At 75.1% G+C, this 26,406-nt stretch carries 25 protein-coding genes and 1 tRNA gene; 9 read left to right on the forward strand and 17 right to left on the reverse strand.

Annotated features, from left to right (window positions below; genetic code table 11):
* Positions 1 to 24 precede the first annotated feature (24 nt).
* The 3 genes from ACN20G_RS17180 to ACN20G_RS17190 all read right to left on the reverse strand — a co-directional run bounded on the left by ACN20G_RS17180 (position 25) and on the right by ACN20G_RS17190 (position 2,654).
* Positions 25 to 366 (reverse strand): hypothetical protein, encoded by a 342-nt coding sequence (locus ACN20G_RS17180; RefSeq protein WP_424213666.1) that lies wholly within the window; start codon positions 364 to 366, stop codon positions 25 to 27.
* 183 nt (positions 367 to 549) lie between these two features.
* Entirely contained in the window at positions 550 to 1,968 is a 1,419-nt protein-coding gene (locus ACN20G_RS17185; RefSeq protein ID WP_424213667.1) for a sensor histidine kinase, read from the reverse strand.
* On the reverse strand, positions 1,965 to 2,654 hold the full coding sequence (locus tag ACN20G_RS17190) for a response regulator transcription factor (RefSeq protein WP_424213668.1): 690 nt from the start codon (positions 2,652 to 2,654) through the stop codon (positions 1,965 to 1,967). The genes ACN20G_RS17185 and ACN20G_RS17190 overlap by 4 nt, the downstream gene beginning before the upstream one ends.
* Positions 2,655 to 2,732: 78 nt before the next feature.
* Between ACN20G_RS17190 and ACN20G_RS17195 the strand changes: the two genes are divergently transcribed.
* Positions 2,733 to 3,302, forward strand: coding sequence for a hypothetical protein (locus tag ACN20G_RS17195; protein ID WP_424213669.1), 570 nt, complete (start codon positions 2,733 to 2,735; stop codon positions 3,300 to 3,302).
* A 38-nt stretch (positions 3,303 to 3,340) separates the two neighbouring features.
* Complete coding sequence (locus ACN20G_RS17200) at positions 3,341 to 3,715, forward strand: hypothetical protein (RefSeq protein WP_424213670.1); 375 nt, start codon at positions 3,341 to 3,343, stop codon at positions 3,713 to 3,715.
* A 31-nt stretch (positions 3,716 to 3,746) separates the two neighbouring features.
* Here the strand turns inward: ACN20G_RS17200 and ACN20G_RS17205 are convergent, their stop codons facing one another.
* Positions 3,747 to 4,670 (reverse strand): spermidine synthase, encoded by a 924-nt coding sequence (locus tag ACN20G_RS17205; protein WP_424213671.1) that lies wholly within the window; start codon positions 4,668 to 4,670, stop codon positions 3,747 to 3,749.
* A gap of 40 nt (positions 4,671 to 4,710) precedes the next feature.
* A complete protein-coding gene (locus ACN20G_RS17210) occupies positions 4,711 to 5,178 on the reverse strand; it encodes a hypothetical protein (RefSeq protein ID WP_424213672.1) in 468 nt (155 codons plus the stop codon).
* A gap of 252 nt (positions 5,179 to 5,430) precedes the next feature.
* On the opposite strand from ACN20G_RS17210, the gene ACN20G_RS17215 reads away from it, so the two are divergent.
* On the forward strand, positions 5,431 to 6,759 hold the full coding sequence (locus ACN20G_RS17215) for a tetratricopeptide repeat protein (RefSeq protein ID WP_424213673.1): 1,329 nt from the start codon (positions 5,431 to 5,433) through the stop codon (positions 6,757 to 6,759).
* A gap of 91 nt (positions 6,760 to 6,850) precedes the next feature.
* On the opposite strand, the gene ACN20G_RS17220 is transcribed toward ACN20G_RS17215, so the two are convergent.
* Positions 6,851 to 7,447 carry a histidine phosphatase family protein gene (locus ACN20G_RS17220; RefSeq protein ID WP_424213674.1) on the reverse strand — a complete coding sequence of 199 codons (597 nt, stop codon included), beginning with the start codon at positions 7,445 to 7,447 and terminating at the stop codon, positions 6,851 to 6,853.
* A 242-nt stretch (positions 7,448 to 7,689) separates the two neighbouring features.
* On the opposite strand from ACN20G_RS17220, the gene ACN20G_RS17225 reads away from it, so the two are divergent.
* From ACN20G_RS17225 to ACN20G_RS17235, 3 genes are all read left to right on the forward strand, one after another.
* Positions 7,690 to 8,937, forward strand: a complete 1,248-nt coding sequence (locus tag ACN20G_RS17225; RefSeq protein WP_424213675.1) for a hypothetical protein — start codon at positions 7,690 to 7,692, stop codon at positions 8,935 to 8,937.
* Positions 8,925 to 10,577, forward strand: a complete 1,653-nt coding sequence (locus tag ACN20G_RS17230; protein WP_424213676.1) for a hypothetical protein — start codon at positions 8,925 to 8,927, stop codon at positions 10,575 to 10,577. The genes ACN20G_RS17225 and ACN20G_RS17230 overlap by 13 nt, the downstream gene beginning before the upstream one ends.
* Positions 10,578 to 10,638: 61 nt before the next feature.
* Positions 10,639 to 11,982, forward strand: coding sequence for an AAA domain-containing protein (locus ACN20G_RS17235; protein ID WP_424213677.1), 1,344 nt, complete (start codon positions 10,639 to 10,641; stop codon positions 11,980 to 11,982).
* On the opposite strand, the gene ACN20G_RS17240 is transcribed toward ACN20G_RS17235, so the two are convergent.
* The 8 genes from ACN20G_RS17240 to ACN20G_RS17275 all read right to left on the reverse strand — a co-directional run bounded on the left by ACN20G_RS17240 (position 11,979) and on the right by ACN20G_RS17275 (position 19,261).
* Entirely contained in the window at positions 11,979 to 13,265 is a 1,287-nt protein-coding gene (locus ACN20G_RS17240) for an MFS transporter (RefSeq protein WP_424213678.1), read from the reverse strand. The genes ACN20G_RS17235 and ACN20G_RS17240 overlap by 4 nt on opposite strands.
* 159 nt (positions 13,266 to 13,424) lie before the next feature.
* A complete protein-coding gene (locus tag ACN20G_RS17245) occupies positions 13,425 to 14,258 on the reverse strand; it encodes a carbohydrate ABC transporter permease (RefSeq protein ID WP_424213679.1) in 834 nt (277 codons plus the stop codon).
* Complete coding sequence (locus ACN20G_RS17250; protein WP_424215552.1) at positions 14,255 to 15,229, reverse strand: carbohydrate ABC transporter permease; 975 nt, start codon at positions 15,227 to 15,229, stop codon at positions 14,255 to 14,257. Before ACN20G_RS17250 ends, ACN20G_RS17245 begins: the two co-directional genes overlap by 4 nt.
* Before the next feature lie 5 nt (positions 15,230 to 15,234).
* Complete coding sequence (locus ACN20G_RS17255; RefSeq protein WP_424213680.1) at positions 15,235 to 16,536, reverse strand: ABC transporter substrate-binding protein; 1,302 nt, start codon at positions 16,534 to 16,536, stop codon at positions 15,235 to 15,237.
* 144 nt (positions 16,537 to 16,680) lie between these two features.
* Positions 16,681 to 16,753: transfer RNA gene (locus ACN20G_RS17260), tRNA-His, on the reverse strand.
* Between the two features lie 107 nt (positions 16,754 to 16,860).
* On the reverse strand, positions 16,861 to 17,463 hold the full coding sequence (gene orn, locus ACN20G_RS17265) for an oligoribonuclease (protein ID WP_424213681.1): 603 nt from the start codon (positions 17,461 to 17,463) through the stop codon (positions 16,861 to 16,863).
* A gap of 97 nt (positions 17,464 to 17,560) precedes the next feature.
* A complete protein-coding gene (locus tag ACN20G_RS17270; protein WP_424213682.1) occupies positions 17,561 to 18,727 on the reverse strand; it encodes a helix-turn-helix domain-containing protein in 1,167 nt (388 codons plus the stop codon).
* A 375-nt stretch (positions 18,728 to 19,102) separates the two neighbouring features.
* A complete protein-coding gene (locus ACN20G_RS17275) occupies positions 19,103 to 19,261 on the reverse strand; it encodes a hypothetical protein (RefSeq protein WP_424213683.1) in 159 nt (52 codons plus the stop codon).
* 589 nt (positions 19,262 to 19,850) lie between these two features.
* On the opposite strand from ACN20G_RS17275, the gene ACN20G_RS17280 reads away from it, so the two are divergent.
* Together ACN20G_RS17280 and ACN20G_RS17285 are read left to right on the forward strand one after the other, a co-directional pair.
* Positions 19,851 to 20,384 (forward strand): universal stress protein, encoded by a 534-nt coding sequence (locus ACN20G_RS17280; RefSeq protein ID WP_424213684.1) that lies wholly within the window; start codon positions 19,851 to 19,853, stop codon positions 20,382 to 20,384.
* 97 nt (positions 20,385 to 20,481) lie between these two features.
* Positions 20,482 to 21,054, forward strand: a complete 573-nt coding sequence (locus ACN20G_RS17285; protein WP_424213685.1) for a GPR1/FUN34/YaaH family transporter — start codon at positions 20,482 to 20,484, stop codon at positions 21,052 to 21,054.
* Positions 21,055 to 21,153: 99 nt separating this feature from the next.
* Here the strand turns inward: ACN20G_RS17285 and glmS are convergent, their stop codons facing one another.
* Positions 21,154 to 22,971 (reverse strand): glutamine--fructose-6-phosphate transaminase (isomerizing), encoded by a 1,818-nt coding sequence (gene glmS / locus ACN20G_RS17290; protein ID WP_424213686.1) that lies wholly within the window; start codon positions 22,969 to 22,971, stop codon positions 21,154 to 21,156.
* A gap of 61 nt (positions 22,972 to 23,032) precedes the next feature.
* A complete protein-coding gene (locus ACN20G_RS17295; protein ID WP_424213687.1) occupies positions 23,033 to 23,308 on the reverse strand; it encodes a hypothetical protein in 276 nt (91 codons plus the stop codon).
* Between the two features lie 186 nt (positions 23,309 to 23,494).
* On the opposite strand from ACN20G_RS17295, the gene ACN20G_RS17300 reads away from it, so the two are divergent.
* Positions 23,495 to 25,099: a family 20 glycosylhydrolase gene (locus ACN20G_RS17300; protein ID WP_424213688.1), complete on the forward strand. Its 1,605-nt coding sequence runs from the start codon at positions 23,495 to 23,497 to the stop codon at positions 25,097 to 25,099.
* 278 nt (positions 25,100 to 25,377) lie between these two features.
* Here the strand turns inward: ACN20G_RS17300 and ACN20G_RS17305 are convergent, their stop codons facing one another.
* The gene (locus ACN20G_RS17305; RefSeq protein WP_424213689.1) at positions 25,378 to 26,316 is read right to left on the reverse strand and encodes a siderophore-interacting protein; all 939 of its coding nucleotides are present in this window, start codon (positions 26,314 to 26,316) and stop codon (positions 25,378 to 25,380) included.
* Positions 26,317 to 26,406: the final 90 nt, after the last annotated feature.

Below are 26,406 nucleotides of genomic sequence, written 5' to 3' on the forward strand. Positions count from 1 at the left end.
CGCGGCGCTCGCCGGGGACGCTCGTCAGGGGCGGCCGCGCTCGCGCAGCAGGGACTCGCCGAACTCGATCATCTTGTGCGCGTAGTCCGCGGTCCAGTCCGCGCGCTCGGCCACGGCCTCCGCCGGCAGCCGGTCGAAGCGTCGCGGATCGGCGAGTTGGGCGGCGGCCAGGGCCTGGAACTCCACCGCGCGGTCCTGCGCGGCCCGGAACGCCAGGGCCAGCTCGGTGGCGCGGGCCAGCAACTCGCGCGGGTCCTCGATCCGTTCCAGGCCGAAGAAGTGCTCCGGGTCGGCCACCGCCTCGGAGGGCTCGAAGAGCAGCGGTGCGGGCCGCTGTTTGCGCTCGGTCCGCTCGGGCTCCGGCATGCCTGTCCTCCTGGTGCTGCCACGGGGTGTGGGTACGGGCGGGTCTCCGGGGCGTCCCCCGGACCACCCTCCATTGTCGCAAGGCCGCGCAAGGGGCCGGCGGGGCGCGCGAGGGGGTGGTGCGCCCGCCCGTGTTCCACCCGCCCGCGCTCCCCGCCGTCCCCGCCCCCGCGCCGGTCCGGGTCAGGCGCGGGTGCGGCGGCCCGGGAGGCGGGAGCGGGTGGGGGCGCGGCGGGCGCGGGAGCGGGTCTCGCCCCGGGCGCGGCCGCCGGTCGCGAGCCAGACGCGGACCTCGGTGCCGCCCAGCACGGAGCGGCCCAGCCGCACGTCGCCGCCGGTGGACTCGGCGACGCGGCGCACGATGTCCAGGCCGAGGCCGGTGGAGCCGGCGCGGGCCCCGTCGTTGCCGCGGGCGAGCGCGGCCTCGGGGTCGGTGATGCCGGGGCCGGCGTCGGAGACCAGCACGATGACGGCGTCGCCCGCGTCGTGCACGTCCACCGCGAAGGGGGTGCCCTCGGGGGTGTGGCGGAAGACGTTGCCGAGCATCGCGTCCAGCGCGGCCGCCAACTCGGGGCGGGCCACCGGGATCCGCACCTCGCGGTCCACGCCGGCCGTGCGCACCTCCCGGCCCTCGTCCTCGGCGAGCGCCGACCAGAAGTCCATGCGTTCGCGGATGACCTCGGAGGCGTCGCAGCCGGCGCCCGGGGCGACGCCCGTCGTCGGGGCGCCGGCGCCGTTCTCGGGGCGTTGTTCGCGGGCGGTGCGGATGATGGCGTCCACCTCGCGTTCGAGCTGTTCCACGGCGGCCCGGGTGTGGTCGGCGGCCGGGCCCTCGCCGAGGGAGGCGGCGTTGAGGCGGAGCACGGTGAGGGGGGTGCGCAGCCGGTGGGAGAGGTCGGCGGCGAGCTCGCGTTCGTTGGCGAGCAGGCGCAGTACCTGGTCGGCCATGGAGTTGAACGCGACGGCCGCCGCGTGCAGTTCCTTGGGGCCGGATTCGGGGACGCGGGTGCCGAGCCGGCCCTCGCCGAGGCGGACGGCGGCGTCGGCGAGGCGTTCGGCGGGGCGGACCAGGCGCACGCCGAGCCGGTCGGCGACCGCGACGGAGCCGATGATCAGGGCCAGGGCCACGCCGGAGAGCACCACCCAGGCCGTGGTGACCCCGTTGCTGAGCTCCTTCTCCGGCACGAACACCTCGACCACCGCGCTGTCCCCGCTGCTCAGGGCGGTGGGCGCGAGGAGGGCCACGTCCCCGCCGGGCAGGTCGGCGCGGCGGGCGGCGCCGGCGGAGCGGACCTCGGCCACGGCCCGGACCCCGGCCCAGCCGCGTTCGCCGACGGTGACGGCCGGGGTCGAGCCGCCGCCCGGCAGGTGCACGGCCATCCGGCCCTCGGCGCCGGCCTGGGTGGACTCGATCGCGGTGCGGAGCTGATCGGGGCGGACGGTGATGGACAGGATCGGGCCCATGCCGGCGGCCTGGCGTTCGGCGTTGGACACGGCCCGGTCGCGGGCCATCTCCTGCACCACCAGCCCCAGCGGTACGGCGAAGGCCACGACCACCATCGTGGTGACCGCCAGGCACACCTTCACCAGGGCCCACCTCACGCCGGCGGCTCCAGCTTCACGCCGACCCCGCGCAGGGTGTGCAGGTAGCGGGGGCGGGCGGCGGTCTCGCCGAGTTTGCGGCGCAGCCAGGACAGGTGCACGTCGATGGTCTGGTCGTCGCCGTAGGTCTGCTGCCAGACCTCGGCGAGGAGTTCGCGGCGGGCCACGACCACCCCGGGTCGGCCGGCGAGGAAGGAGAGCAGGTCGAACTCCCGGCGCGTCAGGTCCAGCCGGACGCCGTCGAGTTCGGCCTGTCGGCGCAGCGGGTCGATGGCCAGTCCGCCGACCCGCAGCACCCGGTCGGGGGGTTCGGCGGGGCCGCCGGCGCGGGCGCGGCGCAGCACGGCGGCCATCCGGGCCGACAGGTGGGCCACGGAGAAGGGTTTGGTCAGGTAGTCGTCGGCGCCGTCGTTGAGGAGCCGGACGATCTCGGCCTCGTCGTCGCGGGCGGTGGCGATGATCACCGGCACGTCGGTGATGCCGCGCAGCATCTTCAGGGCCTCGGCGCCGTCGAGGTCGGGCAGTCCGAGGTCGAGGATGACGAGGTCGAAGCGGAAGTGGGCCACCTCGCGCAGCGCTTCGAGGGCGGTGCCCACGCTGCGGACCGCGTGGGATGCCTCGGTCAGGTGCCGGATCAGGGCGGAACGCACGAACTGGTCGTCCTCGACCACGAGCACACTTGCCATGGCCCGCACCGTAGCCCATTCGGGTGAGTCGGGAGGCGGTGGGCCCGGGTTGTGAGGGATGGTGCACCATGTGCCGTGATGGGTAGGGGAATCGTGCACGCGCTGGCGTGGCTGTTGGCGACGGCGGCGGCCGTGACGCTGAGTTGGTGGGGCGTGCGGACCGTCATGTCCGGGACGGCGTACGACCCGCCGCAGGCGCTGCCGCTGTCCGGGGTGCCGCTGACCTCCTCCACGCACGACGCGCGGCCCTCCGCCCCGGCCCCCTCCGCCCCGGCCTCGTCCCCGGCCGCCTCCCCCTCGCCCTCCCGTTCGGCCTCCGCGTCCGTTCCGGCCCGGGGCCCGGCGGCCTCCCGCACCCCCTCGGCCCGGGTCCCGGTTCGTCCGACCCCGGAGCCGGGCCCGGACGGCGGCGTCGGCGGGGGAGGGGGGACGGCGCAGGGGCACCGGGTCTCGGGCGGGCAGGTGGTCTTCGACATGGGCCCGTCCTCGGCCCGGCTGGTGTCGGCGACCCCGGAGGCCGGCTGGACGATGCGGGTGTGGAAGACGGACACGTGGATCCGCGTGGTGTTCACGCGCGACGGCCGGGAGGTGTCCGTGTTCTGTACGTGGCACGACCATCCGCCGCTGGTGGAGATCGTCGACCCCTGAGGGGTGTGTCGGTCTCCGGCGCGGGGCAGGGCCGGGGCATGGCGGGGACACGGGACCTGGTCGGGGTGTGGCGGTGGGTGACGCTCGCCGGCGCGGGCATGGTGGTGTTGGGCTTCCAGGCGACGGCGGTCGGCGAGTGGGTGCGGTTGGAGCCGGGCCCGCCGACGGGCTCGGGTCGGTGCGTCGTGCGGTACGAGGATCCCGACGTGCGCGAGGTGGTACGGACCGGCGAGTTCCGGTGCGGGGCCGAGGAGGCCCTGGTGGTGACGGCGTGGCCGTGGCGCGGCCGGTTGTCGGAGGTGTCCGACCGGCGCCCGGTGGCCCCGGCCTGGGTGACGACGGGGCTCGGGGTGGGTGGCACGCTGCTCGCGGCGACCGGGTTCGGTTGCGGGATGCACCGGCGCACGGGCTGAGCCCCCCCATGGCCCGCGCCGTGCGCGCCGGTCAGCGGAAGACGGAGGGCGGGGGTGCGGGGGAGGGGGTGGCGGCGGCGTCGGTGACCACCGGGGCGCCGCCCGCGAACGCGATCAGTTCCCGGCCGTGCTCCACGCGCCCGGGGTGCGGGTCGCTCGCCACGCGGCGGGTGAACTCGGCCACCGGCAACGTCGTGTCGGCGGCCACGAGCACCGCGTTGCCGAATCGTTTCCCCCGCCAGACCACCGGGTCGGCGGCCATCGCCAGCTCCCCGAAGCGGGAGGCGACGGTCGAGATCTGGCCGCGCAGGTGCGTCAGCGGCGGGCCGTCGGCGAGGTTCGCCACGTACCAGCCGGTGGGGGACAGGGCCCGGCGGACCTCGTCGAGGAACTCGCCGCTGTTCAGGTGGGCCGGGGTGCGGGCGCCCGCGAACACGTCCGCGATCACCAGATCGGCCCACGCGTCCGGCATCCGGCCCAGGCCCTCGCGCGCGTCGGCGGTGCGCACCCGCACCCGGGCCTGCGGGTCCAGCGGCAGCCGGGAGCGCACGAAGGCCACGAGCGCCCCGTCGATCTCCACGGCCTGCTGGGTGGAGCGGGGGCGGGTCGCGGCCGTGTAGCGGGCCAGGGTCAGCGCGCCGCCGCCCAGGTGCAGCACGTTCAGGGGGCGCCGGGCGGGGGCGACGAGGTCCACGAGGTGCCCGATCCGGCGCTGGTAGGAGAAGTCCAGCCGGGTCGGGTCCACCAGGTCCACGTGCGACTGCGGGGCGCCGTCGAGCAGCAGGGTCCAGGAGTCCGGGTGGTCGCGGTCGGGCCGCAGTTCGGCGAGCCCGCCGGCGACGACGGCCGAGGGGGGACCGGAGGGCGCGTCGGCCGCGGCCCCCGACGCGTTCCCCGTACGGCCCTCGCCGCGTTCCCCGCGCGCCTTCCGTCCTGCTTTCGTGCCCTTCGCCATGCCGCCATCATCGCAGCCGGCGGCCGGGGCGGCGGCCCGCTCAGTGGCAGGCGTCGGCCGCCGCGAGCAGCCGGGCGGCCTCGCCGAGGGCGGCCCGCAGCACCTCGGGGTCGGTGACCGGACGGGTGCCGGGCTCGAAGGGCAGCAGCAGACCGGTGCCCCCGGTGGTGGGCCCCTCCACCACGGGCCCCTCGACGGCGCCGCCCGCCGCGCCGAGTCGCAGGCCCCGCCCGTGGGTCTGGGTGCAGGCGCTGCCGGGGAGGTCCCAGGCCGCGGCCGTGCCGGGCGGGACGAGGAAGCCGAGGGTGTCGCCGGCGCCGTCGTGGAGGACCGGGCCGACCCGGTCACGGCAGCCGGCCGACCGCCGCAGGATGTCGAACGCCTCCAGCCCCTGCCGGGTGGAGACGGTCACCAGGTCCGGAGCGGGGCTCCCCGCCGATCCCGCTCCGGACCGGGGCTCGGTCCCCCCGTCCCGTACCGGACCCGCCTCGATCGTCGTGCGCTCCATGCCCGCCTCCACCACGAACAACCCCTCCAACGGTCCGGGACGTGTTGTTGTACGAAGGGTCAACGCGTCGACGCGTCAACGGCTACGGCGGAACGCCGCCGCAAAGGATGGCAGTTCATGGCGAATCACGGGTGAGATATCCGTTTTGTAGCCAAACAACGCGTGTCGCGGGGGCGTCCGGCGGTACGTTGCGTGCGCGCCGGCCCGCCAGGGAGCGGACCGGCCCGTCCCCACTGAGGAAGGCCCGCGGCCATGCCGGCGTCCCCCCACTCACCCAACGTGCTCTTCCGTGAACTGCGCGGCAGCCTCTCGCCCGCCGAGTTCGCCGCGCAGGTGCGGCGCGCGGGCCGGGAGATCGGCGAGACGGTCGCGTGCGACGCGCGCTACATCGGACGGGTCGAGTCCGGTGAGATCCGCTGCCCCAACTACGCCTACGAGCGCGTGTTCCTCACCATGTTCCCCGGCCGCAACCTGTCCGACCTCGGCTTCTCCCCGCGCGAGACGGTCCGCGGCCGGGCCGCGCACGCCTTCCCCCCGAGCACCCCCCACCCCTCCCTCCCCTCTTCCCTTCCCTCCAAGGAGAGCGACGTGCTGCGTCGCGCGTTCATCGCGGGCGGCTCCGCGACCGTGGCGGCGGCCGCCGCCTTCAACTTCAGCCTGCTGGGCGACAACCGCCGCATCCCCTCCAAGGTCGGCGAGACCGAGGCCGCGGCCGTCGAGGACGCCGTCCGCCGGATCCGGCTCTGGGACGACAAACTCGGCTCCGACGGCCTCTACCGGCGCGCCGGCGAACCCCTGCGCACCGCCTACGCCCTCCTCGACGCCGGCACCGCCCGCCAGTCCACCGCCGACCGGCTCCAGGCCGGCGCCGGCGAACTCGCCATCTCCGTGGGCTGGCTGGCCCACGACTCGGGCCGCTACGACGACGCCCGCTCGCACTACGCCGAGGCCCTGGCCACCGCCCGCATGTCCGGGGACGCCGCCCTGGAGGCCCACGCCTTCAGCAACATGGCCTTCCTCGCCCGCGACACCGGCCGCTCCCGCGAATCGGTCCGCGCCGCCCAGGCCGGACTGCGCGCCGCCCGCACGGTGGGCTCGGCCCGACTGCGGTCCCTGCTCGGGCTGCGGGAGGCCGGCGGCTGGGCCGGACTGGGGGAACGGAAGTCCGCCGAGGAGGCCCTGAACCAGGCGCAGAAGGAGTTCTCCCGGGGCTCGGCCTCGGAGGACCCGGAGTGGATGACGTTCTTCGGCGAGGCCGAACTCGAATCGCTGGAGTCACAGGTGTGGGCCGCGCTCGGGGAATCCGCCCGGGCCGCCCGCCACGCCCGGCGCGCCGCCGACCTCCAGGGCGCCGAGTTCGCCCGCAACCAGGCCCTGTACACCGCCGAACTCGCCGAACACCTGGCCAGGGCCGGGGCCCACGACGAGGCCGCGTGGGCCGGGGAACGCGCCCTGGACCTGCTCGCGGAGGTCCGCTCGCCCCGGGTGCGCACCCTCGTGGCCAACACCGGCCGCACCCTGCTGCCGCACCGGGCCTCGCCCCGCGTCGGGGACTTCCTCAGCCGCACCGCCCGCGCCTGACCCGCCCCGCCCCCGGACCCGGCCCCGGTCGGCGCACCGTGCCCGCGCGGGGGCGGGTGCGGACGCCGACCGGGGCCGTCCGCTCGTCCGCTCAGGCGTCGAGGTGACCGGTGTCGTTCCAGCGCTCCAGGGCCGGCGCCCCGTACGCCCAGCCCAGCACCGACAGCGAGGTCGGCTCCAGCCGGATCCGCGCCCCGAACGAGACGTCGAACCCGAGCCAGCGCGCCGCCAGGCTCCGCAGCACGTGCCCGTGCGCGAACACCAGCACGTCCCGCTCGGCCGACCGGGCCCAGGCCACGACCTCGTCCACGCGGGCCGACACGTCGGCCGGGGACTCCCCGTCCGGGACCCCGTCGCGCCAGATCAGCCAGCCGGGCCGGATCGCCTGGATCTCGGCCGGGGTCATCCCCTCGTACGCCCCGTAGTCCCATTCCATGAGCGCGTCCCAGGGCTCGGCCTGGAGGCCGAAACCGGCCAGGTCGCAGCTCTCGCTCGCGCGGACCAGCGGGCTGGTGCGGACCTCCACGCCCGGCAGGCCCTTCCACGGGTCGCGGGCGAGCCGCTCGCCCAGCAGACGGGCGCCGCGGCGGCCCTCTTCGAGCAGCGGCACGTCCGTGCGGCCCGTGTGCTTGCCGGACAGCGACCACGCCGTCTGTCCGTGACGGGCCAGCAGGATGCGGGGGGCCATGGCGTTCTCTCCCGGATCGATGGGGTGGGTGCGCGACCCGGTCGGACGCTCGCGCGCCCGGCGGGCCGGTTCGGCGGGAAATGTCACGCTCCCGCCGTCCCATCATCGCGGAGACCGGCCCCCGAGGCCCTGTCCGAAAGTCCCCCCTTGTCGAGCCCGGCGGCCCGGCCGCCCCGGCCCCGGGACGCGGGAATCCGGCCGCCCGGCCCCGATTGTCGGTGCTCGGTGGGAGACTTCGACGGGTGAACCCGTACCCGCCCGCCGAGTCCGCCGCTCCCCCCGTCGCCCTCCGGCGACGCCTGGCCGACCTGCGCGGCCCCGGCGTGCCCGCCCGTCCCCTCGACGCCCGCGCCCTGGCCGCCCTCGCGGCCAACCCCGGCTGCGACAGACGCGCCCTGCTCGACGGCGCCGGCGTGGACAAGACCGCCCTGGCCGCCGCCCTCGGCAGCCCCTCGGCCTTCGGTCAGTCCCAGTTCGCCATTGCCCGCGGCAACTCCTTCGAGGCCCGGGTCAAGGCCGACGGGGGCGCCGAGCTGCTGCGCCTGGTCCACCGCGAGCTGGCCCCGCACCTGCCCGAACCCGGTCCGGACACGGTCCGCACCCCCGCCCTGACCGCCGCCGGCCCCGAGGGACGCGCCGCCCGCACCGCCCTCGCCCTGCGCGAGGCCGCCCGCGCCGCCGCCGACGAGGGCGCCTGGACCTTCCTCGACCACCCGATGGTCGCCCTGGAGGTCGCCGGCGCCCCTGCCTACCTGGAGCCGGACGCCGTCGTGGTCCGCCCCGACGGGCACTGGACCGTGGTCGAGATCAAGTCCTTCCCCATGATCGACGGGGCCGCCGACCCCGCGAAGGTCGGCGCCGCCGCCCGCCAGGCCGCCGTCTACGTCCTCGCCCTGGAACGGGTCGCGGCCCTGCTGCCCGCCGCCACCGCGGACCCCCGGGCCCTGCTCGTGTGCCCCAAGGACTTCTCCAACCTGCCCACCGGCGCCGCCGTCGACGTGCGCAAACAGCGCGCCGTCACCCAGCGCCAGCTCGGCCGGCTCACCCGGGTCGCCGACCTCGCCGACACCCTGCCCACCGGCTCCTGCTTCGACCCCGAACTGCCCCGCGCGACCCTGGAACGGGCCGTGACCGCGCTGCCCGCCGGCTACGCCCCCGAATGCCTGGCCGCCTGCGAGCTGGCCTTCCACTGCCGCGACCGGGCCCGCGCCGCCGGCGAACCCGCCGCCCTCGGACGCGCGGTCCGCGGCGAACTCGGCTCCCTCGCCACCGTGGACGCCGCCCTCGACGCCGCCGCGTCCCCCGCGCCCGCCGACACCGACGCCGACGGCTCCGGCGAGGGCGAGGGCGAGACCGAGGGCGGGCCCGTCGAGGACCCGACCGTGACCGCGCTGCGCCGCGCCGCCCGCCTGCGCGCCGAGGCCCTCGCCCACGTCCCCGCCGCCCGCACCGCCCCCGAGTCCCGAAAGGCCGACCCGTGTCCCTCCTGACCACCCTGGCCCGACTGGAGGCCGTGCGCGCCGAACACGCCCGCCCCCTGGCGACCGTCCGCCACCGGCACCTGTCCGAGCGGCCCCTGGTCCTCGTGCCGCTCACCACCTCCGGCGAGGCCGGCGCCCCCCTCGGCGCCCTCGTCGGCACCGCCGAGGACGCCCCCCGCCTGCTCATCGTGGCCCAGCCCCGCGACCGCGACCTGCGCTGGCGCTTCCTCGCCGACCTCGCCGACGAGGTCCTGCCGTACCTGGAGTCCTTCGACACCGACGTGGAGGAGGTGGAGCGCACCGAGACCGACCCCGACACCGGCAAACCCGTCAAGGTCCTCGCGGAACTGTGCCGCGACGCCCCCCAGGTGATCGTCCCCGGCCGCGCCGGCGTCCAGTACGTGCGCCTCCTCGGCCGCTCCATGCGCTTTCGCCGCACCGCCGAACAGGACCCCGACACCCCGCACCCCGTGCCCACCCGCGTGCCCCTCCTCGGCCGCTGGTTCACGCACATCGGCGAACGCGCCCACACCCCCGGCTCCGGACTCCTCACCGCCGCCGGCGACCTCCTCGCCCGGCACTGGGCCACCGGCCGCTCCACCCTGGAGGACCAACACCTCGGCTCCCTCCTCGCCTGGATCGACCCCGCCGGCAGCGGACTGGGCCGACCCGGCGAGAGCGGCGCCCGCGCCGCCGAACGCCTCGAACTCGACCGCGACGAGCACGGCGTGCTCCGCCACCCGCCCGCCGGACCCGCCACCGACCCGGCCTTCGACAACCGGCTGCTCGCCCCCGCCATGGCCCGCTTCGACGCCGCCCGCGCCCTCGACCCCGCCGACCCGGCCGCCGTCACCCGCGCCGAGGCCGAACTCCGGGCGCTGATCGACACCCAACTGCGCCCCACCTGGCACGCCGTGTGGCGCGCCGTCGACCTGCTGCGGACCCTCCCCGAAGGCGAGCACGTCGACGACCGCTGGACCCGCGACCGCTGGTCCCACACCTCCCACCGCGACCGGGTCCGCGCCGGCGAACCCCCCCAGCCCCGGCACGACGACGCCGTCACGGCCGCCCGCAAACTCGCCTCCCGCGAACGCGAACAGGTCCGGCTCGACGCCCAGGAGGCCCTGGACGACCCGCTGGTCATGGCCGGCCGACGCCTCGCGGGCGAGGCGTTCGAAGGCGAGGTCACCGAAGTGGTGATGGAGTGGACCGACTCCAAGCGCCCCAGCCCCCGCCCCCTCCTCGTCCTCTCCGGCGAGGACGGCCCGCAGCTCGCCGAACCCGGCACCAAGGTGTGGCGCAGCCTCGACGGACGCCCGCAGGCCGCCGAGTTCGTCGGCTGGGACGGGCCCCAGGAAGCCGGCCGGATCGTGCTGCGCCTCCTCGACAAGATGGGCCGCGGCCGCGAACCCGAACCCGGCAGCGTGCCCGAGAAGGGCGACCGGACCTGCTGGACCCTGTTCGAACACGACGTGCGCTCCGGGCCCAGGCTCCCCGAACCCGAACAGACCCCGTGGACCCACGGCGGCCCGCCCACCATCGGCGAGCCGAACCCGCCCGCCATGGCACCCGCGCGCGCCGGCACCGCCGCCGGCGCCCCGCGCCCCGCCGAGGCCCCCGACCCGCTCACCGCCGAGGACGTGTGGTGACCCCGGCGCACCGCCCGCCCCGACCCGCCGCACCCGCGCCCAGCCCCCGGAGCAGCACCCGATGACCCCCGCCGACACCCTCGCCCCGGGCCCCGCCGCCGATCGGGCCACCGCCGCGATCCTCGCCGACACCCTGCACGGCACCGCGCGCGGCGTGGTCGTCGACTCCCCGCCCGGCGCCGGCAAATCCACCCTCGTCGTCCGCGCCGCCCGCGAACTCGCCGCCGCCGGCCGCCGCCTGATGATCGTCGCCCAGACCAACGCCCAGGTCGACGACCTCGTGCTGCGCCTCGCCGCCAAGGACCCCGAACTCCCCGTCGGCCGACTCCACGGCAGCGACAGGACCGCCCACGACCCGAGCCTGCTCACCCTGCCCTCGGTCCGCCTGTCCACCAAGCCCGGCGACCTCGCCGACCTGCCCGTGGTCATCTCCACCGCCGCCAAATGGGCCTACGCCCAAGGCTCCCAGGCCCCCGAACCCTGGGAGCACGCGATCGTCGACGAGGCGTACCAGATGCGCTCCGACGCCCTCCTCGCCGTCGCCGGCCTCTTCGAACGCGCCCTGTTCGTCGGCGACCCCGGCCAACTCGACCCCTTCAGCGTCGTCGACGCCGACCAGTGGGCCGGCCTCGCCCACGACCCCGCGAGCAGCGCCGTCGCCGGCCTCCTCGCCCACAACCCGCACCTGCCCCAACACCGACTGCCCGTCTCCTGGCGGCTCCCGGCCACCGCCGCCCCCCTCGTCTCGCGCGCCTTCTACCCCGACAGCGAGTTCCGCAGCGGCACCGACCACGGCGACCGCACCCTCGCCTTCCGCACCCCCGGCGACGGCAGCGGCCCGCACCGGGTCCTCGACGAGGCCGCCCGCGCCGGCTGGGGCCTGCTCGAACTCCCCGCCCGGATCACCCCGCGCACCGACCCCGAGGCCGTCGCCGCCGTCGCCGCCGTGGTCCACGCCGCCCTCACCCGCGAGGCCGTCACCACCGACGAACGCGGCCCCGACCCCACCCCGCTCACCGCCGACCGGATCGCCGTCGGCACCGCCCACCGCGACCAGGCCGCCGCCGTCCGCGCCGCCCTCGCCCGGATCGGGGTCACCGGCGTCACCGTCGACACCGCCAACCGGCTCCAGGGCCGCGAATACGATCTGACCGTCGTCCTGCACCCCCTCTCCGGCCGCCCCGACGCCACCGCCTTCCACCTGGAGACCGGCCGACTGTGCGTCCTGGCCTCCCGACACCGGCACGCCTGCGTGTTCGTGGCCCGCGCCGGCATCGCCGAACTCCTCGACGCCCACCCCGAGACCGAACCCGTCCGCCTCGGGGCGCCCGTCGCGTTCCCCGACGGCTGGGAGGCCAACCACGAGGTCCTGGCCACCCTCACCGCCCACCGGGTGACCGTCTAAGCCGAGGCCGGCTCCGGGGCGTCCCGGTCGACGTGCGCGGGCGCGTCGGCCGGGCGCGGGGCGAGACGGGGGCCCCGGGCCAGGGCCACGGCCAGCACCGCCGAGGCCACCACCGCCGAACACGAGACCACGAACGCCGCCCGGGGCCCGAACGCCGCCGCCAACGGCCCCGACAACGCCGCCGCGCCCGCCTGCCCCAGGATCAACCCGCTGCCGATCATCGTCATCGCCTCACCCATCCGAGGACCCGGACCCACCCGCTCCACCAACCCGAACAGGGTGATCAGGTGCGGGGCCACGGCGATCCCGAGACCGGCCACCGCCCACGCCGCCCCCACCAGCCCCGACACCCACAACAACGGCAGCGTCAACACCGCCTGCGCCACGATCGACACCCGCAGCCGCACCGCCAGATCCGCGCGCCCCGGCCGGGCCACCGTCACGAACCCGGCGATCGAACTCGTCACCGCCATCGCCGCCCACACCAGCCCCGCCGCACCCGGCTCGCCCAGCGAGTCCGCCAGCGCGTTCACCCCCGTGTTCGCGCTGCTCCACGCCGCACCCTGGAGCGCGGCCATCACGCACAACAACACCAGCGCCCCCGACCACAACCGCGGCCGCGCCCCGACCCCGGCCCCCGCGACGGGCACGGCCGGCAGGGTCGGGCCCGGAGCCGTCGGATGCAGGGCGAACAACGTCCCGAAGACCAGGATCAGCCCCGCCGCCAACACCAAGGCCCCCGCCGGATGCACGAACAGCGCCAACACCCCCGCCAGCGCCGGCCCCACCATGAAACTGACCTCGTCCAAGGTGGTGTCGAAGGACATCGCCGCCCCCAACGCCCGCCGGCCCCCCGGCCGCCGCTCCGCCAGGACCACCCACCGGGCCCGCGCCAACGGACCCACCTGCGGCACCGTCAACCCCGCCACCACCGCGAGCAGCACCCGCGCCCAGGCCGGCAGCCCGCCCAGCACCGAGGCCACCAGCGCGACCAGCACCAGCCCGTTCGCCGCGCACGCCGCCAACAACACCGGCCGGTGCCCGCGCCGGTCCGCGAACCGGCCGATCACCGGACCGCCCATCGCCTGACCGAGCCAGAGCGCCGCGGCGATCGCCCCGGCCTCCCCGATCCCGTCCCGCGAGTTCACCAACATCAACGTGCCGATCGGACACAACGCGGCGGGCAACCGCGCCATGAAACCGATCACCGGCAGCGCGGGCCCACCGAGCGCGAACACCCCGCGAAAGCCCCCGGGCAGGACGCCGGACACGGATCCGGACATGAGGCAGCCTCCATCCGCACGCCGACCCACCCGTTTCTCCGGCGCGCTCGAAAGCCCGTTGCCGGGGACCGTAACCCCCCGAACCCCACCCCGTACACCCCCTTTCCCCACCTTTCCGGCAGGTCACGGGGGCGCGCGGGGGCACGGGACCCCGCCGGCTCACCCCTTCACCGCGCCCTGCATCACCCCGCCCACGATCCGCCGCCCGAACACCGCGAACACCACCAACAGCGGCGCCGTCCCCAGCAGGGAACCGGCCATGATCACCCCTTGGTCCGGCACGTACCCCCGCCCCAGACCCGTCAACGCCACCTGCACCGTCGGCGACCCGATCTGCGTCAGCGCCAGCATCGGCCACAGGAAGTCGTTCCACGTGGCCACGAACGTCAACAACCCCAGCACCGTCATCGCCGGCCGCGCCACCGGGAACACCACGTGCCACACCAGCCGCCACGTCCCGCACCCGTCCACCCGGGCCGCCTCCACCAACTCGTCCGGCAACGCCCGCACCAGGTACTGCCGCACGAAGAACACCCCGAACGCCGACACCAGCCCCGGCAACACCACCGCCCACAACCGATCCGTCCACGACAACCGCGCCACCGCCAGGTACAGCGGCACCACGCACGCCTGCTGCGGGATCAACATCGTCCCCACCAACACCGCGAACAGGGCCCGCGAACCCCGGAACCGCAGCTTGGCGAACGCGAACCCCGCCAACGTCGAGAACAGCACCGTCCCCGCCGCCACCGAACCCGCCACCACCACCGAGTTCCCCAGCGCCGCCCCCAGCCGCGCCTCCCCCCACGCCGTCCGCAGGTTCGCCGACAGGTGCCCGCCCGGCAACAACGGCGGCGCCGCCGCCAACCGCCCGCCCGTGTGCGAGGCCGCCACCACCGTCCACAGCAACGGGAACAGCGCCACCACCGAGGCCACCGTCAACGCCGCGTACGTCCCCCACCCCGCCCGCACCACCCGCGCCGACCCGCTCACGCCGCCACCCCGACCCGCCCACGCGCCCGCGCCCGGGCACGCGCCCGCTCGCGCGCCCGCACCACCCGACCCACCAGCGCCACCGACCCCGCCGCACCCGCCGCCACCGCCACCATCGCCCACGCGATCGCCGCCGCCCGCCCCAGGTGCAGGTTCACCCACCCCTGCTCGTACAGGTACAGACCCAGGGTCTGCACCTGGTGCTCCGCCCCACCCGAGGCCCCCGACCCGCCCGCGAACAACAAGGGCTCACCGAACACCTGCGTCGCCCCGATCGCCGACACCACGCACGTGAACAGGATCGTCGGCCGCAACGCCGGCAGCGTCACGTGCGCGAACTGACGCCACGCCCCCGCCCCGTCCAACGCCGCCGCCTCGTACCGCTCCGCCGGCACCGCCTGCGCCGCCGCCAGGTACAGCAGCGCGTTGTACCCCGTCCACCGCCACACGATGATCGAGGACACCGCCACCCGCGCCGCCAACGGCTGGTTCTGCCAGTCCGGCCCCGTCACCCCCACCCACCCCAGCGCCGCGTTCACCGGCCCCCGGTCCGCCCCGAACAACAACGCGAACACCAGCGTCGCCGCCGCCACGCTCGTCGCGTACGGCGCCAACAACGCCACCCGGAACAACCCGCCCGCCCCGCCCCGCACCCCCCGCCGCAGCAACTCCGCCAACCACAAAGCCAACGCCAACTGCGGCACCGTCGACAGCACCCCGATCACCACCGTCGTCCACAGCGCGCCGAGGAAGAACTCGTCCGTCGCCAACCGCCGCAGGTTCCGCGCCCCCACCCACTCCATCACCGCCGGATCCGTCAGCTCCACCCGGTGCAGGGCCGTCACCCCCGTCCACACCAGCGGCCCCAACCCGAACAACAGGAACACCACCAGGAACGGCGCCAACAACAGGTACGCCGACCGATCCGGCCGCGCCGGCGCCGGCGGCTCCACCGGGCGGGCCGGCCTCACCGCGCTCACCGGTCCAACGCGTTGTCGATGGCCCGCACGGCCGCCCGCCAGCCCGTCTCCGCCGTCGCCCCGCGCCGCTCCACCCGCAGCATCCCCACGTCCGCCAGACTCTTCGCGATCAACAGGTCCTTCGCCCCCACCGGCTGCACCGGCACCCCCTCCGCCGCCGCCCCGAAGATCCGCCCGATCGGCGCGTCGGAGAACCACGGGTGCCGCGCCCCCGCCACCTCCGGCCGCCGCAACGCCGGCCGCGAGCTCGGGAAGCTGCCCCGCGCCGCGAACAACCGGGCCTGCTGCGCCGGCGCCGTCAACCACACCGCCAACCGCGCGGCCTCCGCCCGGTGCGCCCCCGCCCTCGGCACCACCAGGAAGGACCCGCCCCAGTTCCCCGGCCGGGGCGCCGCCGCCACGTCCCACCGGCCCTTCCCGGCCGGCCCCGTCTTGTCCGCGATGTAGCCGAGCATCCACGCCGGACAGGACACCGTCGCGAACCGCGCCCGCGCGAACCCCCGGTCCCAGGCCGGCGTGAACTGCTGCAAGCGCGCCGTCAGCCCCTCCCGCGAGAACCGCGCCGCCAGGTCGAAGGCCGCCCGCACCCGGGGATCACTGGCGTGCACCGGCCGCCCCGCCCCGTCGTGGAACCGGATCGGAGCGCTCCCGTGCACCGCCGCCATCACCCCCGCCGCCGAATCCGTGAACGCCGTGCCCGCCCGCCGCCCCGCCGCGTCCCGGTACCGCCGCCCCACCGCCAGGTACGCCTCCCAGCCGCCCGCCCACAGCGCCCCCACCGCCTCCCGGTCCGTCGGCAGCCCGGCCGCCGCGAACAGGTCCCGCCGGTAGCAGACCGCCTGCGGCCCGGTGTCCGTGCCCAGCGCCACCAGCGCCCCCGTCGCCGTCCGCCCCTGCGCCGCCTTCCACGGCAGCCAGTGCCCCGGGTCCACCCCCGGCACCCGCCCCAGGTCCACCAGCCGGTCCGCCTGCGTCGCGGTCACCTCCGCGATGTTGCTGACCTCCACCGCCTGCACGTCCGCGAGCCCGCCGCCGGTCGACAGCCGGGTCAGCAGCTGCGGGTAGTAGTTCTCGTTGCGCTCCACGGAGCTCTGCCGGATCCGCACCCCCGGCCGCAGCCGCTCGTACTCCGCGTACAGCCCGGCCTCCTTCATCCCGAAGGCCCCGAACACCCCCACCGTCAACACCACCGGCCCGTCCCCGGACCGGGCGTCACGGGCGCACCCGGCGGCCGGCGCGAGCAGCGCCGCGCACAGCAGGGCGCCGAGCACGAGGGAGGAGCGGGGGCGACGGCGCACGCGCTCCACCCTGCGGGTGCCCCGGCCCCGGCCCGGCGGGACGCGCCCGGCCCGCGCCGCACGTGCCCCGGAGGGCCTAACGGGGGTCCGGGCACACGAAGAAGGCCCGGTCCGCGTGAAGCGGAACGGGCCTTCTCGAATCAGGGTGAGTGACGGGACTTGAACCCGCGGCCCCCTGGACCACAACCAGGTGCTCTGCCAGCTGAGCTACACCCACCATGTGCGCGACCCGTCGGAATTCCTTCCGACCGGCCGAGGAAAAGGGTACAGGGTCCGGGAGGGTGCTCGCACACCACCCGGACCCCGCGTGCGGACGGGTCGCGGTCAGGCCCCCGGGACCACGTGCTTGGCGGCGATGCTCTTCGCCGTGTCGGAGTCCGGGCCCGGTTGCGGCACGAACACGGCCTCGCGGTAGTAGCGCAGCTCCGCGATGGACTCGCGGATGTCGGCGAGGGCCCGGTGGTTGCCGTTCTTGGGCGGGCTGTTGAAGTAGGCGCGCGGGTACCAGCGGCGGGCCAGCTCCTTCACGGAGGACACGTCCACGATCCGGTAGTGCAGGTGTCCCTCCAGTGCCGGCATGTCCCGCAGCAGGAAGCCGCGGTCGGTGCCGACGGTGTTCCCGCACAGCGGGGCCTTGCGCGGCTCGGCCACGTGCTCGCGCACGTAGGCCAGGACCTGCGCCTCGGCGTCGGCGAGGGTGGTCCCGCCGGCCAGTTCGTCGAGGAGCCCTGAGGAGGTGTGCATCTGACGCACCACCTCGGGCATGGTCTCCAGGGCGCGGTCGGGCGGGCGGATCACGATGTCCACGCCGTCGCCGAGCACGTTGAGCTCCGAGTCGGTGACCAGTGCGGCCACCTCGATGAGTGCGTCGTCCGTCAGCGAGAGCCCGGTCATCTCGCAGTCGATCCACACCATGCGATCGTTCATGTGTCCCACCTTATGCGCAGGTCCCCCCGGATCGGTCGGGACCGATCCGGGGGGACCCGGAGCACGGGCGCCCGCGCGGGGCGCGCGCCCGGTGGGCTCACGCGTGTTCGCGCAGAACCCGCCCGCTGGTGTACAGCTCCGGCACGACGGGCCCGGAGGCCGCCAGGGCCGCCGCCGCCCGCTGCGGCTGGCCGATCCGCTGGTGCGGGACGGGCACCTCGGAGCCCGGCACGTCGCCGCCCTGGGGCCGGCGGGCCCGGTAGGCGGAGCGGTAGGCGGCCGGGGAGGACCCGAGCTGCCGGCGGAAGTGGCCGCGCAGGGCGACCGGGGAGCGGAACCCGCAGCGACCGGCGACCTCGTCCACCGAGTAGTCCGAGGTCTCCAGCAGGCGCTGGGCCTGGAGCACCCGCTGGGTGATGAGCCACTGGAGCGGCGCGCTGCCGGTCAGGGACCGGAAGCGGCGGTCGAAGGTGCGGCGGCTCATGTAGGCGCGGGCGGCCAGGGTCTCCACGTCGAACTGCTCGTGGAGGTGTTCCAGGGCCCAGGCGACGACCTCGGCGAGCGGGTCGGCGCCGATCTCCTCGGGCAGCGACCGGTCGAGGTACCGCTCCTGGCCGCCGGTGCGGCGGGGCGGGACGACGAGTCGGCGGGCCAGGGCCCCGGCCGCCTCGCTGCCGTGGTCGGTGCGGACGATGTGGAGGCACAGGTCGATGCCGGCCGCGGTGCCCGCGGAGGTCAGCACGTCGCCGTCGTCCACGAACAGTTCGCGCGGGTCCACGTGGACGGACGGGTAGCGCTTGGCGAGCGTCGGCGCGTACATCCAGTGGGTGGTGGCGGGCCGGCCGTCGAGCAGTCCGGCGGCGGCGAGCACGAAGGCGCCGGTGCACAACCCGACGATCCGCGCGCCCTCCTCGTGCGCCAGGCGGAGGGCGTCGAGCGCCTCCGGCGGCGGCGGGGAGGTGATGGAACGCCATGCGGGCACGACGACCGTGCCCGCGCGGGCGATGGCCTCCAGCCCGTACGGCGCGGTCAGTTCGAGTCCGCCGGTGGTCCGCAGCGGACCGTCCTCCCCGGCGCACACGAGCAGTCGATAGCGTGGCACCCCCGCGTCCTGGCGGTCGATGCCGAAGACGGAGAGTGGAATGGAACTCTCGAAGATCGGTCCACCGCTGAAGAGCAGCACCGCCACGATTTCGCGGCGGCGTCGCCCCGCGAGTTTCCGGCCGGCGTCCGCTGTGACGACGGTGGTGGCATCCTGACTCATGGCGCTAAGCCCCCCTTGGGTGTCGCGACTCCTTGGTCTGGTCGCACCTGCACGTTTCCCCTCGGCCTTGCACGTGATCCCCCGCCGTAAATACATGATCGAATCTACTGCGTCGCGTGGTGTCGGCGTGACAAGTTCAGCACGCAGCGCTATGTCGACTTGGAAACTTGGCGAAAAGCATTCGATCAGGAAGCGTTCCATTCCGCGACGGCGGGGGGAAGCGCGTCGCCGGCCCGTGGCCGGTACCCGTTGGGTCCCGAGGGTTCCGGCCGGCCGTCTCCGCTGATGGTGGCGGGGTGGAGAAGGGCTCTCGGCGAAGGTTGAGCGCATTCGCGAACTTGGCTGAAAACATGCGGGCGCGGGTGTGCGAACCGGTCAGTCCTGCGGGTGCGGTCCCCTTCCGGCCGCCCGCGCCGGGGTCCGCCGGCCCCGTTCCGACCGCCGCAGCGACACCCGACAGGCGAGGGTGACGGCGAGCAGCCCGAGCGCCGACCACCCCGTGGCCCCCATGGCGCTCCCGTGCACCATCAGCACCAGTGGCACCGTCAGACAGCCGAACACCGCCCACCGCACCACGTCGCCGACCGGCCCCCCGGTTCCCTCGGCGTCCCACGGCCGCCCGCCCCGCACCGCCGCCGGCGCGGGCCGCGCCCGCGGGACCGTCCCCGGGCGTGTCGCGGGCGACGCGGACGGGTGAATCGAGGGGCTCGCGCGCCGGGGCGCCGGGGGGCGTTCGGAGGGCGGCGCGACGGGGAGGGGACGGGTGGGCACGGCGGCTCCTCGCGTGCGATTTCCAGGGTCGTCGGACTCTTGTCCAACGGTGTTCGAGGGGACTCGGTCACGTCGCACACGGGTGGCTCGTCACTGCCTGTAGGGGACAGCGGACATTGCCAACGGACCGTCTCTCCGGCACACTCCCTGGGACACTCTCCAGCGGCCACAAGCCCTGTGCAGGACAGGAGTGTCGCCGTACCCTGGAGGGTAAAGGGTTGGGAAGATGCTTCCCGGGCAGAGTTCCGTCACCCTCCGTCGCCGATGTCGTCGAATCCTACGAATCCTCCGTTCGTCAGTTCGTTCGCTCTCCCGTACCGCTCCCACAGAGGACCTCTTCGTCGAGACACCCATGGCCGGTCACGAATTTCCCGAACCAGCGGACCGCAAGCGCAAGCGCGTCGCCGACACCACCTCGGTCGACCCCCGCGCGGCGGCACAGCCCCGCCCGAATCCCTGCGATCCGGCCTTCCGGCACGGCGTCGTGGTGGGCTTCGACGGCTCAACCTCCAGTGAGCGGGCCCTGGCCTACGCGATCGGCATGGCCCGACGCTCCGGCTCCGGCCTGATCATCGTCCACGTGGCCAACCGGCTGCCCACCACCGTGTGGGCCGGCTGCGAACCCCCCGTGTTCGTGGACGTCCCGGACCACCGCACCGAGCTCCTGGGCCTCGAACTCGCCTGCGCCGACTACCTGTCGGAGATCCCCTGGATCCTGGTCGAACGCGGCGGGGACATCTGCCACGAACTGGAGGAGGTCGGCCGCGAGTACTCGGCCGACGCCATCGTGGTCGGTTCCACCCACGGCATCGTGGGCCGCATCTTCGGCTCGGTGGCCGGAAGACTCGCCAAACGCGCCCAGCGACCGGTCGTTGTCATTCCGTGACCGCTGTTGCTCCCTTCGTGCGGTTGTGAACCCCTGTAAGGGGTACATAAAAGTCGCTGGTAGACCAGCTACAACCGCAGATCGAAGGGAGCCCGCCGTGGACAGTGCCGTCGCCGCGGGAAGGTCGGCCTCCACCTCCACCCTGGGGCGTATCGCTCTGGGTCTGACCCTGCTGGCATTCGGAATCGGCCACACCGGGATCCTCTCGGGCGTGACCGCCGGCAGTTCCGTTTCGCTCGCCACCTACGTCGGTGGCGTCACCCTGTTCGTGCTCGGTGTGCTCGCGTTCCGGGCCGGTGACGGGTTCGACGGGACCGCGTTCGTCGGGCTCGGCGCGTTCTGGTTCACCTGGGCCGCGGGGGCCGACGCGAAGGTCTCCGAGAACGCCGCCGGAACGTTTCTGGTGCTCTTCGCCCTGCTCGCCCTGACTCTCACGGCCGGTGCCGCGAGCGGGCTCTTCGACCAGGGCGTGTACGGGCTGCTGTTCCTGTCCCTGCTGCTGCTCGCCGTCGCGGCGCTGGCGGACCTCGGTTCGCTCGCGAAGGTCGCCGGCTGGGTGGCCGCCGTCACCGGCCTGTTGGCCTGGTACGGGGCCACGGCGGCGCTCGCGTCCTGGCCGACCGCCTTCGGGCGCAAGGCCGCCGGCGGCGGGGCCGTGGCCGCTTCCTGACGCGCGGTCCGGGGCTCCGTCGTCCGGCGGTGCGCACGGCGAACGCCCCCACCCGTGACGGGTGGGGGCGTTCGCCGTGTCGGGGTCCGGCGGCGCGGACTACTCGACGGTGACGGACTTCGCCAGGTTGCGCGGCTTGTCGATGTCCCGGCCCAAGGCCAGGGCCGTGTGGTAGGCGAGGAGCTGGAGCGGGATGCCCATCAGGATCGGGTCCAGCTCGTCCTCGTTCTTCGGGACCAGGATGGTGTGGTCGGCCTTCTCCTGTTCGCGGTGGGCCACCGCGAGGATGCGGCCGGAGCGCGCCTTGATCTCCTCCAGCGCGGCCCGGTTCTTCTCCAGCAGGTCGTCGTCCGGGACGATCGCGACGGTCGGCATGGCCGGCTCGATCAGGGCCAGCGGGCCGTGCTTGAGCTCGGAGGCCGGGTACGCCTCGGCGTGGATGTAGGAGATCTCCTTGAGCTTCAGGGACGCCTCCAGGGCCACGGGGTAGCCCCGCACGCGGCCGATGAACATCATCGACTTGGCGTCGGCGTACTCGGCGGCCAGGCGCTTGATCTCGTCCTCCTGCTCCAGGATCTCGGTGATCTGGGCGGGCAGGCGGCGCAGGCCCTCGATGATGCGCTTGCCGTCGGTGACGGACAGGTCGCGGATCCGGCCGAGGTGCACGGCGAGCAGCGCGAAGGCCACGACCGTGTTGGTGAAGCACTTGGTGGAGACCACGCAGACCTCGGGGCCGGCGTGCACGTACACGCCGCCGTCGGCCTCGCGGGCGATGGCCGAGCCGACCACGTTGACGACGCCCAGCACGCGGGCGCCCTTGCGCTTGAGCTCCTGCACCGCCGCCAGCACGTCGTAGGTCTCGCCCGACTGGGAGACCGCGATGTAGAGGGTGTCGGGGTCCACGACCGGGTTGCGGTAGCGGAACTCGGAGGCGGGTTCGGCGTCGGCCGGAATGCGTGCCATGCCCTCGATGAGACCCGCGCCGATCAGGCCGGCGTGGTACGAGGTGCCGCAGCCGAGGATCTTCACGCGGCGGATCGCGCGGGCCTCGCGGGGGTCCAGGTTCAGGCCACCGAGGTGCACGGTGGAGAAGCGGTCGTCGATCCGGCCGCGCAGCACGCGGTCGACGGCGTCGGCCTGCTCGGAGATCTCCTTGTGCATGTAGGTGTCGTGGCCGCCCATGTCGTACGAGGCGGCCTCCCACTCCACGGTCTCCGGGGTGGCGTTCGTGGTGGTGCCGCTCGTGGTGTACGTGCGGAAGTCGTCGGCCTTGATGGTGGCCATCTCGCCGTCGTCGAGGGTGACGACCTGACGGGTGTGGGCGATCAGGGCGGCCACGTCGGAGGCGACGAACATCTCCTTGTCGCCGATGCCGAGGACCACGGGCGAGCCGTTGCGGGCCACGACGATGCGGTCGGCGAAGTCGGCGTGCATCACGGCGATGCCGTAGGTGCCCTCGATGACCTTCAGGGCCTCGCGGACCCGCTCCTCCAGGGTCGCGGCGGCGGAGCGCGCGATCAGGTGGGTGATCACCTCGGTGTCGGTCTCGGACGCGAAGACCACGCCCTCGGCCTCCAGCTTGGCGCGGAGCTCGGCGGCGTTGTCCACGATGCCGTTGTGGACGACGGCGACCTTGTTCTCCGGGTCCAGGTGCGGGTGCGAGTTCACGTCGCTGGGCGCGCCGTGGGTGGCCCAACGGGTGTGCGCGATGCCGGTGGTGCCCGCGAAGCGCTTGGGGACGCGGGATTCCAGCTCCCGGACCCGACCCTTGGCCTTGACCATCTTCAGGGCCGCGGCCTTCGGGCTGTTGACGACGATGCCGGCGGAGTCGTACCCCCGGTACTCCAGTCGCGCCAGACCCTCCAGCAACAGTGGTGCAACGTCGCGCTTCCCGATGTAACCGACGATTCCGCACATGTGGTGACGACCCTCCTGATGATTCGGTGACGTGCTCGGTGCCCCTGCCGGTGGGGCCGGCTCAGCCGTAGACGATGCGGCGGAGCTGGCGCAGGGACAGCTCCGGCGGCGCGACCGCCCGGTGCGGCAGTTCGCCGGAGATCCGTTCGAAGATCTCCGCGTTCACGGCCCCGCCGGACTGCAGTTCGCGGTGCCGGCGGCGGACGTACTCCTCGGTGGTCTCGTCGAAGTACGCCAGCACGTCGAGCACCACCCGGGCGGCCTCGCCGCGCTGGAGCGCGGTGCTGCGCACCAGGTGGTCGACGAGGTCCTCGTGAGAGGGGCGGCGTTCGAGCACTCGTAGATATTGGGGTCCCTCAGGGGGGTGACGCAAGAATCCTGCCCGAAATCGGGCAGGATCGGGAAGGTCTGGACCAGGTGTCGAAAGGGCGTCAGAGGGCCGGCACCCCTCCATCGGCTGATCTTCCGACCGGCCCGCGCGTGGGGGGTCGACCCGTCGGCCGTCCCCTTCTATACGGGAAGGATGAGAGTCCCCCGCCTTCTCGGCGCCCTGCTGCTCCTCGTGGCCCTGCCGGTGGCCGCCGCGCCCGTGCCGGCCCTCGCCGACGCGCCCGCCGTCCCCCTCTCCCCGTACGACCGGCTGCTGCCGGCCCCGCTCAGCGCCGAGCCGGGCGGGCCCGGGTACCGGATCGGGGCGGGCACGGTGGTGCGGGCGCCCGTGGCCCCCGAGGCGCCGGCCGCCGCCGAGGTGCGGGCGATCGCGGAGCGGATCGCGGCCGAGCTGGGCGGGGCCCTGGGCGGGCCGCCGGTGCCCGTGACCCCCGAGGTGCGGGCCGCGCCGGCCGTGCCCCGGGGACAGGAGGGGGTGGTGCTGCGGCTGGATCCGGCCGACACGGAGGTGGGGGAGGAGGGGTACAGGCTCGCGGTGGAGTCGGACCGGGTGTTGCTGACGGCCCGCACCCCGGCCGGGCTGTTCCACGCGGGGCGGACCCTGAACCGGCTGCGGGAGGGGACGGAGGTGCCGGGCGGGCAGGTGCTGGACCGGCCCCGGTTCGCGTACCGGGGCGCGATGGTGGACATCGCCCGGCACTACTTCTCGCCGGCCGACGTGCGCGCGTACGTGGACCGGATCGCCGAGTTCAAGGTGAACACGCTGCACCTGCACCTCACCGACGACCAGGGCTGGCGGCTGGACATCGCGTCCTGGCCCCGGCTCGCGGCGTACGGCGGCGGCAGCGAGGTCGGGGGCGGGCCGGGCGGGTTCTGGACCCGGGAGCAGTACCGGGAGCTGGTGGCGTACGCGGCCGAGCGGTACGTGCGGATCGTGCCGGAGATCGACATGCCGGGGCACGTGAACGCGGCCCTGGCCTCGTACCCCGAGCTGAACTGCGACGACAAGGCGCCGCCCCGGTACACGGGGATCAAGGTGGGCTTCAGCTCGCTGTGCGTGGAGCGGGAGCGGACGTACGCGTTCGTGGACGACGTGCTGCGGGAGGTGGCCGAGCTGACCCCGGGCCCGTACCTGCACATCGGCGGGGACGAGGCGCACGCGACCCCGCCGGCGGCGTACGCGGCGTTCATGGCGCGGGCGCAGGCGGTGGTGGCCCGGTACGGGAAGACGGTGGTGGGCTGGCACCAGCTCGCGTCGGCGGAGCCGGGCTCGGGCGCGGTGCTCCAGTGGTGGGGGCACGAGAGGACCTCGGTCGCGGACCGGGAGCGGGTGGCGGCGGCGGTGAGGGCCGGGCACCAGGTGGTGCTGTCGCCGGCGGACCGGCTGTACCTGGACATGAAGTACGAGAAGGCGACGAAGCCGGGTCTGGCCTGGGCCGGGTATGTGCCGGTGAAGCGGTCCTACGACTGGGACCCGGGGCGGTACCTGGCGGCGCAGGGGGTGCCGGAGTCCTCGGTGGCGGGGGTGGAGGCGCCGTTGTGGACGGAGAACGTGGCGACGCGGGCCGAGTGGGACCTGATGGCGTGGCCGCGGGTGATGGTGGCGGCCGAGCTGGGCTGGGCGCCGGCGTCCGCGCACGGCTGGGAGGGGTTCCGGCAGCGGTTGGGGGCGCAGGGGCCGTGGCTGCGGGAGCGGGGGATCGGGTGGTTCCGGGCCCCGGAGGTGCCGTGGGTCTGAGGGGGAGGGCGTCTCGGCGCGGGTGTCGGCGCGTGGGGGCGTGGCCGTGCGCGCCGCGCGGAGGACCCGGTCGGGCAGGGCCTGGGAGCCCGCCGGATCGACCGCGCGGCGCGCACGGACGGCCGCCGGGGCGGGCGGCTTCCCGAGGGACCGTTTCGGGGAAGGCCGCCCGCCCTTCGGCTCGCCGGCGCCCGCGAGGGGCGACGGCGCATCAGGGCGTGATGCTTAGGTTAGCCTAACCTAAGTGATGATGTGAAGGGAAGGGCCGGCCGGCGCGGCTAGAGGGCGGACTCGGGTTCCTCGTTCGGGGCCTGCCCCGCGTACGCCTCGGCCAGCAGCTGGTCCTCGCTCGCGCCCAGCCGCCAGTAGCCCGTGAACCGCACGGCGCGCCGGTCGATCCGCAGCTCGTTCACGAGGTGCCGGCGCACGGCGCGGACCGTGCCCGCCTCGCCCGCCAGCCACGCGTAGGGGCGGGTCGCGGCCGGCGGGTCCAGGGCGCGCACGCCGGCGAGGACGGCCGCGCGCCGGGCCTCCGGGGCGGCGGCCGTCGCGGGGCGGTCGGCGTCGGGGTTCGCGTCGGCGCGGACCACCCAGGTGATCGCCGCGCCGGGCGGGGTGGCGAGGTCGAGCCGGTCCTCGGGGTGCGGGACCTCGAACACGGCGTGTACCGGCAGGTGGGCCGGCAGTCGCGCCAGGATCGCGGCGGCGGCCGGCAGGGCCGTCTCGTCGGCGTACATCAGGAGCAGGTCCGTGCCCTCGGCGGGGGTGAACCGCACGGACTTGTTGACGGGGTGGGTCGGGCCGATGGCCGTGATCCGGCGTCCGGGCATGGCGCGCGCGGCCCAGGCGGAGGCGGGGGAGGAGTCCCCGTGGGTCACGAAGTCCACGTCCACCTCGACCCCGCCGCCGGTCGCGGTCTCGCGCCGGTCGCGGACCGTGTAGGAGCGCATCGCGGGTCGTTCGGCGTCCGGCATGCCCCGCCAGGCCGCGAACCAGGTGTCGGCGCCGGTGTCGGGCAGGACGGCGTCCGCCTCCGGGTCGACGGGCAGGAACAGCGACAGGCTCTGGTCGAAGCCGCCGGAGCGGAACTCCGTGAGCTTCGGGCCGCCGAAGGTGACGCGGCGGAAGGAGCGGCCGAGGGTGCGGACGGCGAGCACGTCGAGGGTGAAGAAGCGGAAGGGCACGGCCGGTTCGGCGGCCGGGGCGTCGGTGGTCATGCGCGGGATCCCCCTGGGGTGTGCGGGACGGTACGGGAAGACCCCGGCGCGCGGGGCGCGCCGGGGTCTGCGCCGGCCGGGTCGACGGGT

Origin of the sequence: Streptomyces dryopteridis, assembly GCF_049606955.1 — a bacterium.
Taxonomy (GTDB): Bacteria; Actinomycetota; Actinomycetes; order Streptomycetales; family Streptomycetaceae; genus Streptomyces.